General features: G+C 57.8%; 9 protein-coding genes. 6 read left to right on the top strand and 3 right to left on the bottom strand.

Annotated elements, in window-relative coordinates:
* The first annotated feature begins 19 nt into the window (after positions 1–19).
* Both B2590_RS01055 and B2590_RS01050 read left to right on the top strand, forming a co-directional pair.
* On the top strand, positions 20–817 hold the full coding sequence (locus B2590_RS01055) for a ParA family protein (RefSeq protein WP_036206700.1): 798 nt from the start codon (positions 20–22) through the stop codon (positions 815–817).
* A 14-nt stretch (positions 818–831) separates the two neighbouring features.
* Positions 832–1,170, top strand: coding sequence for a YqcC family protein (locus tag B2590_RS01050; protein WP_036206702.1), 339 nt, complete (start codon positions 832–834; stop codon positions 1,168–1,170).
* Positions 1,171–1,232: 62 nt separating this feature from the next.
* Here the strand turns inward: B2590_RS01050 and nadC are convergent, their stop codons facing one another.
* On the bottom strand, positions 1,233–2,081 hold the full coding sequence (nadC, locus tag B2590_RS01045; RefSeq protein WP_127400957.1) for a carboxylating nicotinate-nucleotide diphosphorylase: 849 nt from the start codon (positions 2,079–2,081) through the stop codon (positions 1,233–1,235).
* Between the two features lie 224 nt (positions 2,082–2,305).
* Between nadC and B2590_RS01040 the strand changes: the two genes are divergently transcribed.
* The 4 genes from B2590_RS01040 (at position 2,306) to B2590_RS01025 (ending at position 8,448) form a co-directional block, all read left to right on the top strand.
* Positions 2,306–4,672 carry a DUF1631 domain-containing protein gene (locus B2590_RS01040; RefSeq protein WP_127400959.1) on the top strand — a complete coding sequence of 789 codons (2,367 nt, stop codon included), beginning with the start codon at positions 2,306–2,308 and terminating at the stop codon, positions 4,670–4,672.
* A gap of 106 nt (positions 4,673–4,778) precedes the next feature.
* On the top strand, positions 4,779–5,405 hold the full coding sequence (ampD, locus tag B2590_RS01035) for a 1,6-anhydro-N-acetylmuramyl-L-alanine amidase AmpD (RefSeq protein ID WP_087149022.1): 627 nt from the start codon (positions 4,779–4,781) through the stop codon (positions 5,403–5,405).
* Positions 5,405–6,292, top strand: coding sequence for a regulatory signaling modulator protein AmpE (locus B2590_RS01030; RefSeq protein WP_213480071.1), 888 nt, complete (start codon positions 5,405–5,407; stop codon positions 6,290–6,292). Before ampD ends, B2590_RS01030 begins: the two co-directional genes overlap by 1 nt.
* A gap of 104 nt (positions 6,293–6,396) precedes the next feature.
* Positions 6,397–8,448 carry a methyl-accepting chemotaxis protein gene (locus B2590_RS01025; protein ID WP_177190653.1) on the top strand — a complete coding sequence of 684 codons (2,052 nt, stop codon included), beginning with the start codon at positions 6,397–6,399 and terminating at the stop codon, positions 8,446–8,448.
* Between the two features lie 32 nt (positions 8,449–8,480).
* Here the strand turns inward: B2590_RS01025 and B2590_RS01020 are convergent, their stop codons facing one another.
* Positions 8,481–9,425 (bottom strand): ketopantoate reductase family protein, encoded by a 945-nt coding sequence (locus tag B2590_RS01020; protein ID WP_052479538.1) that lies wholly within the window; start codon positions 9,423–9,425, stop codon positions 8,481–8,483.
* Positions 9,426–9,428: 3 nt separating this feature from the next.
* Positions 9,429–12,299, bottom strand: coding sequence for a valine--tRNA ligase (locus B2590_RS01015; protein WP_126810294.1), 2,871 nt, complete (start codon positions 12,297–12,299; stop codon positions 9,429–9,431).
* Positions 12,300–12,557 lie beyond the last annotated feature (258 nt).

The following is a 12,557-nucleotide window of genomic DNA, read 5'->3' as shown; positions in this document are numbered from 1 at the left end:
AACTGTCAGAGGAAGCAGCATGAGACGAGTAGTGTTTAACCAGAAAGGTGGCGTCGGCAAGTCCAGTATCACCTGTAACCTGGCCGCGATCAGCGCCGCCCGGGGCAAACGAACACTGGTTGTCGATCTTGATCCCCAGGGTAATTCCACCCACTACCTGCTGGGTAGGCCCGCGGGCGAGCTCAAGGATACCATTGCCGACTACCTTGAGCAGACGGTAGCGTTTACCGTGTTTAATCGGCGCGCGGACGAGTTTGTCCACGCCTCTCCCTTCGACAACCTGTTTGTTATGCCTTCCAGCCCGGAACTGGATTTTCTGGAGCGCAAACTGGAAGCCAAGCACAAGATTTACAAGCTGAGAGAAGCACTGAAGAAGCTCGGTGAGTCGTTTGACGAAATCTACATTGATACGGCGCCGGCGCTCAATTTCTACACTCGATCCGCATTGATTGCGGCGCAGCGATGCCTGATCCCTTTCGATTGCGATGATTTTTCCCGTCAGGCTCTCTACAGCATCCTTCACGAGATTCAGGAGCTGCAGGAAGACCACAACGAAGACCTCGTGGTCGAAGGTATTGTCGCAAACCAGTTCCAGCCCCGCGCCAGCCTGCCAAAGAAGCTGGTGCGTGAGCTGATGGACGAGGGCCTGCCCGTATTGCCGGTGAGGTTGTCCAGCTCGGTGAAGATGAAGGAGTCGCACCAGAGCCGGCAACCGTTGATTCATATGGCACCGAAACATCCGCTGACTCGGCAGTATGAAGACCTGTACCGAGTGCTTCATGGCGAAACCGTTGAACTGGAACCCCTGGCAGATTGAGAGTGAGCGTATCTATGGCGAATTCGTCCGACCATACCACCCGTGTCGCGGACAGCCTGCTTCAGATAGAGATTGAGTTGCGGCGAATTGATGCTTGGGAGAGTGAGCCGCCATCGCCAGAGGCGCTGCAGAGTGCCCAGCCATTTGCCGTGGACACGCTGGAGTTTACCCAGTGGTTGCAGTTCGTCTTTGTCAGCCGCATGAAAGTGTTGATTGAGGGCGGTCAGCCCCTGCCTCAGGTGTCAGGTATGGCACCGATGGCGGAAGAGCACTTCCGGGGCAGGGAAGAATCCGGGGCCGCCCTGATTAGCAAGCTGGAAGAAATGGACCGCCTGCTGTCCGGACAGCCCTGAGCGTGTAATTAGCCCTGAGCGTATAATCAACCCTGAGCGTGTGAACCGGGCCTCCGGCCGAATCAGTCGTGGGTGTCCAGGCGCATGGACAGATCCACCGCCCTGACATCCTTGGTCAGTGCTCCGATAGAGATATAGTCAACACCGGTCTCGGCAATCGGCACCAGTGTCTCGCTGTTGACGCCGCCGGACGCTTCCAGCTTTGCGGCGCCCGCCGTGTGAATAACCGCCTGGCGCATATCCTCCAGTGAGAACTCATCCAGCATAATGATGTCCGCGCCTGCGGCCAGGGCCTGATCCAGTTCTTCCAGATCTTCGGTTTCCACTTCCACCGGCCGGCCAGGGGCAAGTCGGCGGGCCTCTCTGACGGCATCCGCAATGGAGCCACAGGCGGCAATGTGGTTTTCCTTGATCAGGAAGGCATCCCACAGACCAATGCGATGGTTATGGCAGCCACCGCAGGTAACCGCGTATTTCTGCGCCAGTCGCAGGCCAGGCAAGGTCTTGCGGGTATCCAGTAGCTGAACACCGGTATGGGCGACACGGCGGGCATGGCCGGCACATGTGGTGGCAACGCCGGACAGCAACTGCAGCCAGTTCAGGGCTGAGCGCTCGGCGGTGAGCAGGCTGCGAGCCGGGCCTTCCATGGAAAACAGCGATTGGCCGGGGCTTGCCTCGTCTCCGTCCTGCACCTGCCAGCTCAGGGTGACCCCCGGGTCCACCTGCCGGAACACCTCCTCAACCCATGCGCGTCCGGCAATGGTTGCGGCATCCCGGGTAATGACATGTCCGCGACTGATGCGCGCTTGTGGAATCAGCATGGCAGTAATGTCGCCATCTCCAATGTCTTCACGCAGGCTTTGTGCAACGGTTTCAATGCGGGACTGGCGGAGCAGTTCGGCTGGAATCATGGCAGAATTTCCGGTTGTTCAGTGGCGGTTTGGAGGCACGTTGGGTGTGCGGTTGTGATTCTATAGGCCACAGCCAGATTCGCCAAACGTGGAAAGGTGGGGGTGCTAAACTGTGACAACCATCACTTAGACACAAAAGGTGACAAATTCTGACACAAGGTGACGTGGGTAAGGCCTAAGATGTGCAATAACACATTTCTCCAGCTATCACCCGGAGCAGCCGAATGGCGCAGGATAACAAGGTTGTAAGTCTCAAAGGCCAGAAGCTTCCTGACAGGTTTTCCCTGCCGGGCTCTCTGGTGCGCCTGCGTGACGTATCGGGTCAGTCACTGAAGTCTGTACTGTCTGGTTTTTTCGACAAGGCGGACGACGCGCTTTTTGAGCTGGCGGACAAGGCTGGAACCAACCAGGATCAGACCGCGTACTTTGACGCCATGCGTGAGTTGAGGCTGCGGCGCAAGAACATGACCGTGTCGGTGCTGCAGTACGTCAGCCGCGCGTTCAATGACATCGGCTCGTTCAAGCCGGGTGGTGGCAGTGGCACCCTGGATGAGGTGGACCAGGACTCGCTGGCGTTGCTGGACCATTCCGATCTGGAGCAGCAGGTCGCCATCGACAACCTGATCAACAAACTGCGCAACCAACACGCGGAGGTTATACGCCTGCTGAATGTGCGGGTTGCTCACCTGCTGCCCTCGGTGCGTCTGGAAGATAGCCAGATGCCCCTGAGCCCGGAGGTGATCTGCGGAGGGGTTGCGGAAGCCTGTTCCGATCTGGATATCGATATCCGTGCCAAGCTGGTGGTGCTTAAACTGTTCGACCGCTTGCTGGTGGGGGTTCTGGGTGATTTCTACAAGGATGCCAACAAAACCCTGATCGCCGAAGGGGTGCTGCCCGACATGCGTCGCCCGCCGGTCGGTGGCCAGGGCGCGTCTGGCAAATCCGCCCCGGCTGGGGGGCGGACTGCTGGGACGCTGTCAGCGAGCTCGGAGTCAGATGCGTCGGGGCCGCTCACGACGCCGTCCGACGATGTGCGGGCAACGTTTTCTGAACTGAGTGCTCTGTTGCACCAGGGGCAGAGTTCGAGCGAGTACGGCACAGAAAACAGTGGTGTGCCCAGCGCCGGCGCGCTCGATACCCGTACACTGATGACACGGCTTCACGAAATCCAGTCTCAGTCAGTCCATTGGGGGCAGGGTGAGGTTGTGCCTCTGTCAGAGCAACTACAGCAGGTGTTCCGGTCGGAAACCGGGAAGAAACATGATGTCGGCCAAGTGGACAGCGACGTCATCAATCTCGTGTCGATGTTGTTTGATTTTATCCTGGAAGACCGTCAGCTCCATCCGGTGATGAAGTCCGTGATCGGGCGCCTTCAGATTCCTGTACTCAAGGTGGCGCTGAGCGACAACAATTTCTTTAACCGGGGCGGACATCCGGTACGGAAGCTGCTGAATGAGCTGGCCATGTCTGCTATCGGTTGGACCGAGAAAAAGGCCGGCCAGCGTGATCCGCTACGAGACAAGATCGAGTCGGTGGTTGATCGCGTGCTTAACGAATTTACCGACAACGTCGATATTTTCAGTGAGCTGCTCAGCGATTTCGGCCATTTCATGGATTTGGACCGGCGTCGCAGGGAGCTCGTGGAGCAGCGTCTGCGTGATGCTGAGGAAGGCAGGGCCAAGCAGGAGCGGGCATCCAAAGCGTCTGAGAACCTGCTGAACGAACAGATTACCGGTCGGGATCTGTCTCCTCCGGTCGTCACACTGTTGAATGAGGCGTGGGCAAAGTATCTACAGTGGATCGTGCTGCGTGAGGGTGAAGACAGTGAGCGCTGGGATGAGGCATGTGACCTTACCCGGCAGCTCGTATGGAGTGTTGATCCCAGGCCCATCAACGACAACACTCGCAGCGAGCTGCTGCGGTCGATTCCGGGAATCGTGGACGGTCTGAGAAACGCCCTACAGGAAATTTCGTGGGACCCGTTTGCCACCGACGCCGCCATAAGAGACCTTGAACTGGCCCACGTGGACGTGTTCCAGCGCCTTGTCACCACAACCCGCCCTGCTGTGGCGCCCGAACCTGAACCTCAGGCTGCGCCCCAAAAGGTGGAGGCGGAACCGTCTGTGGTCTCCAGGGATATGTCGGATACCGAGTCCAAACCTCCAGAGAAAGTGGAGCGAACGACTGAGGGCGTAATGGCAGGCGCCTCCGAGCCCTCGGATGCCACCACGTCTGTATCTGCTAGCCCCGTGCCAAGCCCTGAAGAGCCGGCCGCAGAGGAATTGGCCGGGAGCTCCGGCGCAAATGTCGAGCTTCAATGGCTGGAGCGGGCTGATGGCCTTCGTGTTGGCTCCTGGGTTGAGCTGACCCGTGATGGCAACAAAACACGCTGCAAGCTGGCCGCGTTTATCAAGGCGACGGGCAAGTACATCTTCGTTAATCGCAGTGGTGCCAAAGTGGCGGAATATCAGCGTGAAAACCTTGCACTGGCGCTCGCTGCGGATGAGATCTCCATGTTGGACGACGGCCTGATATTCGACCGGGCGCTGGAATCCATCATCGACAACCTTCGCAGTAGCCGCAAGGACTGATCGTATAGCAAGACCGGAGACTTTGTGCTTCAATCAGGGGCATCAAAGCAACAACGGCGAACGCATCGGTGGTCCGGTCTGTTCGCCCCGGCCTGTTGGAACCACATTGTCTGAAACCATCCCTTCGCGCAACACCATTGACCTGTCGCCACCGGCTGTCGCCGGATTACGGACGACCGGTCGGGTAGCCGGCGCCCGTTGGTGCCCGTCTCCAAATTTTGGCAAACGCCCCGAAGGGGCGGCAATATCCCTGTTGGTTGTTCATAATATCAGCCTTCCTCCCGGGCAGTTCGGAGGCGATGCCATCGAACGGTTTTTCTGCAACCAACTGTCCCCCTCAGAGCACCCCTATTTCGAGACCATCGCCGATATGAAGGTTTCGTCACACCTGTTGATCCGCCGGGATGGCGAATGCCTTCAGTTCGTCAGCTTGTTGGAGCGCGCGTGGCATGCCGGGCGGTCCTGCTTTCAGGGCCTGGAAGAGTGCAACGATTATTCAATCGGCATTGAGCTGGAGGGCGCGGATGACATTCCATACACCGCAGCTCAGTATGAGGTGCTTGCTGACGTGTCAGCATTGATCATGAAATCGTGGCCGGCCATCACGCCAGAGAGGATCACCGGGCACAGCGATATCGCACCCGGTCGCAAAACCGATCCGGGCCCGGCTTTTGACTGGCCCCGATATCGGCAACTGCTTGGTACAGGGCATGGCAACGGAGCGGATAACTGATGGTATTGGTGGTGTTTCTGCTCGCTTACCTGGTGAGACGCAAGCTGGATGCGGCCAACGCCTGGTCTTCTGAGCCGTTGTGGCGTTCCGCGTTTAACCGGGGAGGCGCTGAAAGGTCTGGTAACGAGGCAGGCCTATGGAAGGGGCTGGTTATTATTCTTGTGCCCTCGCTGATTCTGGCCGCCGGGGAGTACTATCTGCACACCATTGGCTGGCGCATGGCCGCGTATCCATTGGAGTTTTTGTTGATGGTGTTGTTGATGGGTGCGCCGGGTTGGCGGGCGCGCCTGGAGGTTTACAGCGAATCCTGGGCCAGGGGCGACATGCAGTCCGCTTGGCATCACGTTATGGATATTTTGCCGGCTGAGGAACGGGGCGCGGCAACGTCGCCCGATGAGATGCATCTGGCTTTGTCACGAACGCTGATGGTCAGCGTCTTCGAGCGTTTTTTTCTGGTCGCTTTCTGGTATGCCGTTGGCGGTATTGCGGCTGCCTTCTTTGCGAGGGGAGTTGTCGCGTTAAGGGATCACTGGCCGCAGGTGGCAGCGAGACCAGGGTTTGCCGCGCTGGCGGAGATACTCAATTGGCTTCCCTCACGACTACTGTCCTTCACGTTTGGAGTCGCAGGTGATCTTGCCGGCTGGATGAAAGAAGGAAAACGAAGACTGTTTGATTTTAGCCTCAGAACCAACCAGCTATTGATGGGCGCCGCGAGCGCGGCATTGACGGGCTATGCACTGGACCCGGAACGGTTCTCAAATATCCATCCGGACGAATGGGCGGGCTTTGGTGGTCGCAGCCTGGAGGCCATCCGGGATTTGCTGAACCGAAGCATGCTGGTCTGGATCTGCATCCTTGCGCTGCTGGTTATTGCCGGTGTGCGCTGATCACGACATTTTGACAAAAATTACATTTTTACGCCGAAAAACACTCAAGTTTGTAGTACTTTAGTCGACAATATAAACAAATAGAATAAAGTTCCATCCTTTCGATGCTTTCTGTGGGGGTACACGTGAACCAGCTTATCAAGCCTGCAGTAGCGCTGATGAATCGGCTGCCGATGTTCTACAAATTCAGCCTGATCAGTGTGTTGTTCCTGCTTCCCATTATTGCCCTTTCCTGGTTGGTTATCAGTGAACTGAACCGGTCGGTTGATACCATGACCCGGGGCGTGGAGGGGTTGGAGCAGCTCGAAAAGGTGGATACGCTGCTGGCAGAGTCCATGGCATACCGGGATTTTCGTGCCCCCGGCAAGATCAAGGATGACAATGAACTGCTCTCACAGTCCGCAGAGTCGTCAGAAACGATTGATAGAATTCTTGAGGAACTGGTTAACGCAGAGGCTCGTTTTGATGAGTCCGGTAACTGGTCCCAGCAGGTGGCGATGCTGGTGGAAGAGTGGCAAACACTCAAATCGACTGACAGTTATCAGGGCAATATCGACCCCCAGTTCAAGTATTATCAGGAGTTCGTCCAGAAAGTGCGGGCGCTCTTGTCCGCGACCATTGAAATTTCCGGCCTGGGGCAGGACGCATCCCGGGAAAACCTGCTGCTTCTGGGGCTTTTGCGTGAGTCGCTGCCGGATGCCCGCAGCATCATTGGCCGGGCCAGGACGTTCGGGACCTTTGCGCTCATCGACGGGCAGGTGGGCTACAATCTCAGTGACGCTCTTAATGAAATCTATGACGAACTGACCAACCGCGCATCACTGCTCGGGCCTGCACTGACCGTATCGATGGATGCATCGCCGACCCTGGAGAAAACGACAGGTGATGCTGTCGAGGGCATTCTCGAGAGTCTGGTGGTTGTGCGTGACGAGCTGGATGCCAACATCATCACGCCCATGCGCCTCGAGTTACCCTGGCGGGATTTCAACCGCACCATCGAAAACCAGCTTGCCCATTACGATGCGCTCAAGGCTGGAATTTTTGACGTCGTTGGCGCAAACCTGAACTCACGCCTGGAGGGCGAGCTGCAGCAACGGCAGTTGATTATTGCCGCATTGGTAATTGTCCTGTTGGTGGTGGTTTACCTCTACGTCGGCTTCTTTATGTCGGTACGTACGGCTATTAATCGTTTCAGCACGGCAGCAAGGTCCGTGGCTGAGGGCGATATGACGACTCACATCCAATTGGATAATCGTGATGAATTGGGTGAGCTGACTACCGAGTTCAACAACATGACGGACCGGATTGCCGAATTGATCCGCTCAGTGAGCAGCACTACATCGGACGTCGATCGGCAGGCCACTCGTGTCAACGATACCGCGGCTGCGAACAGCGAGGCCGTTGCGCGGCAGATGGAGGAGTCCGGCCAGATCAACGAAGCCATGAACCAGATGGTGGAAGCGGTCAATGAGGTTACTGAGAGTGCTCATCGCGTGTCTGATAGCGCTGGCGCGGCTGAAGAGGATACCGAGAGAGGCCGCGGAGTGGTTGCGGATACCGTCGCCACCATCAACCGTCTTGCCACCGAAATCTCCGGCGCGGTTGATGTCATCAACCGGGTAAACGCCGACAGCGATAACATCAGCCAGGTTCTGGTCGAAATCAAGGCGATTGCGGAGCAGACCAATCTCCTGGCATTGAATGCGGCCATCGAGGCTGCGCGCGCCGGTGAGCAGGGCCGTGGTTTTGCGGTGGTGGCAGACGAAGTACGTTCACTGTCACAGCGTACCCACAAATCGACTGAGGAAATCGAGGGTATGATCACCCGGTTGCAGAGCGGCGTGAAGGAAGCCGTTGCGGCCATGACCAACAGCCATGACGTGACTGAAACCACGGTGAAGAAATCGGCGGAAGTGACGGAAGCGCTGGACCGGATTGCCCAGGGGATTTCGACCATTGTTGATATGAGCCACCAGATCGCACAGGCGGCCGAGGAGCAGTCTGCCGTGGCGAAAAACGTCAATACCAACGTTGAACAGATCAGTGTCCTGGGTGAGAAAACGGCAGATAACGCCGAGGAAACCCTGGCATCGTCACGGGAAATGTCACAACTGACTGCATCCCTGCAGCGCCTCGTGGAAGCGTTCAGGGTCTGACATTCGGGATCTGAAGGGTGTGCTCCTGAGATCTATGGCGATAGCTGTTTAATACAGTTTGTCAGCATCTGGTTTGTCGGAACATCAACGCCCAGCGCATGCCCGCGCCCGACGATATATCCATTGATAAAGTCAATTTCGGTAGGGCGGCCCCGCCGCCTGTCGCTGCGCATGGATGAGGTATTCCGCGCCGTTTTGCGGGCAACCGTTTCGATGCGTTCGCGAATTGTGATTGATGGCAGGGCTTTTCCAATATCCTCCTTCATCACCTTCGAGATTTCGTCGCACAACTCATCGATGTGTTCCCGGTAGAACGGGTCGGCGAGGATGTCACCGTTCGGGCAGTCGAGGATTGCCGTAAAGGCATTGATACCCGCATTGATGATCAGTTTGTCCCACAGCCGCCTCTGAATGTCTTGCTCTGCGTGAACCGTCAACCCGCTGGTGCCAAGCGCCGTTACTACCTGCGTCAGATGCGTCGTCGCACTCTTGGTTAATGGGCCAACCCAGGTTTCGCCTTTGCCGGCGTGGACTGTGCAGCCTGGTGCTGGGCGGTTCGCCCCTTCGGTGGTGCTGGCGGCCAGGATCGGTCGTTGTGGCCAACGCTCGGCGACCGCTTGCTGGCAGCCCAAGCCGTTCTGGAACAGGACGATGGGAGTATCTGGGGAAAGGTCATGGAGGTTGGATTCAATGGCACCGAGCGTATCGCCCGCCTTCGTGGTGACCATCAACAGTGAGGGGGGTGCCTCGGTGGCGAGCAGGTAGGGAACTGTGACAACTTCCTCCGGGCCTTCGAACCGCCGGAACGTGTAAGTCAGTGCGGGTTTACCTGTTTCCGGGGTAACCTTGCGACGAGGGATAAACGTTACCGTCCCGGTGGGCAGGTAGCCCGCCCAGAGTTGGCCCATGGAGCCTGCTCCGAGAATGGCGATGCGGCCATTCCCGGACAGCCCCTGATTATTCCCTGGCGTGGCCATGGGTTACATGGCCTCGATGGCGGCCCGTTGCTCGCTGAGCCGGCTCATGCTGCCCTGGGCATCGCTGAGCTTTTCCTTCTCTTTTTCTACCACCTCTGCGGGCGCCTTGGCAGTGAATTTCTCGTTGCCAAGTTTTCCTTCCAGTCGGCCAACTTCTTTTTGCAGTCGCTCCAGTTCCTTGTCCAGTCGCTTGAGTTCGGCATCCTTGTCAATCAGACCGGCCATGGGCACCAGCACTTCCATCTCGCCAACCAACTGGGTGGCTGACATGGGGGCTTCGCCTTCGGTAAACCATTCCAGGCTGTCCAGGCGCGCCAGTGATGACAGGAACTGTCGGTTCTCGTCCAAGCGGCGTTTGTCGTCTGGGTTTTTACCACGCAGAAGCACCGGGATGGCTTTTGCCGGGGAGATGTTCATCTCGCCGCGGATATTCCGAACAGCGACAATCACGCCTTTCAGCCATTCAATATCGGCGGCTACCGCAGAGTCCTGCTTGTTGGCATCTGGCTGGGGGAAGGGTTGCAGCATAATGCTGTCACCACTCTTACCGGCCAGGGGTGCGATGCGCTGCCAGATTTCTTCGGTGATGAACGGCATCATCGGGTGCGCCAGGCGAAGGACCGCTTCCAGCACCCGTACCAGGGTGCGGCGGGTGCCACGTTTGGCTTCCGCACTGGCGTTGTCGTCGTTCAACGCCGGCTTGGAGAGTTCCAGGTACCAGTCGCAGTATTCGTTCCAGATGAACTCATACAGGGCGTACGCGGCCAGGTCGAACCGGTACTGGTCAAGATGGCGGATCACGTCCTGCTCGCAGGTTTGCAGCTCGCTGATGATCCAGCGGTCTGCCAGCGACAATTCCACGGCCTCACCGTTGACGCCGCAATCCTCGCCCTCGGTGTTCATCAGCACGTAACGGGCAGCGTTCCACAGCTTGTTGCAGAAGTTACGATAGCCTTCAAGGCGCTTCATGTCCCAGTTGATGTCGCGGCCGGTGGTCGCCATGGCGGAGAGAGTGAAACGCAGGGCATCCGTACCATGAGCGGTAATGCCTTCCGGGAACTCCTTCCGGGTGCGCTTCCCGATCTTCTCGGCCAGTTTGGGCTGCATCAGGTTGCCAGTGCGTTTCTCCAGCAGGTCATCGAGCTCGATGCCGTCGATCATGTCCAGTGGGTCAATCACGTTGCCCTTGGACTTGGACATCTTGTCGCCGTGCTCGTCGCGGATCAGGCCGGTCACATACACGGTCTTGAACGGTACCTGTGGGGTGCCGTCCTCGTTTTTCATGAAGTGCATCGTCATCATGATCATCCGGGCCACCCAGAAGAAAATGATGTCAAAACCGGTCACGAGAACGTTGGTGGGGTGGAAGGTTTTCAGCCGCTCGGTGATTTCCGGCCAGCCCAAGGTGCCGAAGGTCCACAGGGCGGAGCTGAACCAGGTGTCGAGCACGTCGTCGTCCTGGTTCAGCTGCAGGTCGGCGGCAAGGTTGTGTTTCTGGCGCACTTCCTCTTCACTACGGCCGACATAGATATTGCCCTCGGCGTCGTACCAGGCGGGAATACGGTGGCCCCACCACAGTTGGCGGGAGATGCACCAGTCCTGGATATCCCGCATCCAGGCGAAGTACATGTTTTCGTACTGCTTGGGCACGAACTGGATACGACCGTCTTCGACCGCTTCGATCGCCGGCTTTGCCAGGGTTTTGGCATCGGCAAACCATTGGTCGGTCAGCATGGGTTCGATGATCAGGCCGGAGCGGTCGCCCCGGGGCACGCTCAGCACGTGGTCTTCCACTTCCTGTACCAGGCCTTCGGCGTCCATATCCGCCACGATCTGCTTGCGGGCCTGTTCGCGGGTAAGGCCGGCGTACGCAGCCGGCAGGCTGCCGTCCACATCGGTGTTTTCAGTGCCATCGGCGTTGACCACTTCGGCTACATCGCGGATGCAGGCGTCCTGGGTCATGACGTTGATCATTACCAGGTTGTTGCGCTTGCCCACGGCGTAGTCGTTAAAGTCGTGGGCGGGGGTGATCTTGACGCAGCCACTGCCTTTTTCAGGGTCGGCGTGGGTGTCGGCGAGAATGGGAATGCGTCGGCCTACCAGCGGGAGGTCAACGAATTTGCCAATCAGGTGCTGGTAGCGCTCATCGTCCGGGTGCACGGCCACGGCAGTATCGCCAAGCATGGTTTCCGGGCGAGTGGTCGCCACCACTAGATAGCTCTTGCCATCCTGCGTCTTTTCGCCGTCGGCCAGCGGGTAGCGAAGGTGCCAGAAAAAGCCTTTCTCTTCCTTGTTCTCGACCTCAAGGTCGGAAATGGCTGTATGCAGCTTCGGGTCCCAGTTGACCAGGCGCTTGCCACGGTAGACCAGGCCTTCGTCGTACAGGCGGATGAACACTTCCTGCACGGCTTTGTAGAAACCGTCGTCCATGGTGAAACGTTCGTGGTCCCAGTCCACCGAGTTACCCAGACGGCGGATTTGGCCGGTGATAGTGCCACCGGAATGTGCCTTCCAGTCCCAGATGCGCTTGATGAATTCTTCCCGGCCAAGGTCATGACGGGTTTTGTCTTCTTCCGCCGCGAGCTTGCGTTCAACCACCATCTGGGTGGCGATACCGGCGTGGTCGGTGCCTACCTGCCAAAGGGCATTGCGGCCCTGCATACGTTTGAAGCGGGTGAGCGTGTCCATAATGGTGTGCTGGAAAGCATGGCCCATGTGGAGGCTGCCGGTGACGTTGGGCGGTGGGATGGCGATGCTGAAGGATTCGCCTTCGCCCCCCTCCGCCTTTTCTGAACGGGGGCGGAAGTACCCTTTGGATTCCCAGTTTTCGTACCACTGGCGCTCGATGTTTTCTGGCTGGTAGGTTTTTTCCATGGGTTTCTGCTGGTGACCGTTTGGTTGATTCACAAGGGAAAATTGAGACGCTCGATTATACATGCTCCTTGGGTTCTCGGCGAACCATGGGGGGAGGGGTACGGGGGTGGTTTGAATTTCAGGCGGGAAAAGAACTCGCTTCGCTCAGACACCTTTTCTCGCCTGAAATTCAAACCACCCCCATACCCTTATGGAGTTCGAGTTGTCTCGGCTGTGTTCAATGGTTTTGCCTGGGTATGATTGTGAGCCTGTTTTACG

It is taken from the genome of Marinobacter sp. UBA3604 (assembly GCF_002375325.1).
GTDB lineage: Bacteria > Pseudomonadota > Gammaproteobacteria > Pseudomonadales > Oleiphilaceae > Marinobacter > Marinobacter salarius.
Note: the sequence above shows the minus strand (reverse complement) of the source record. Positions and strands in the feature narration are given on the sequence as shown.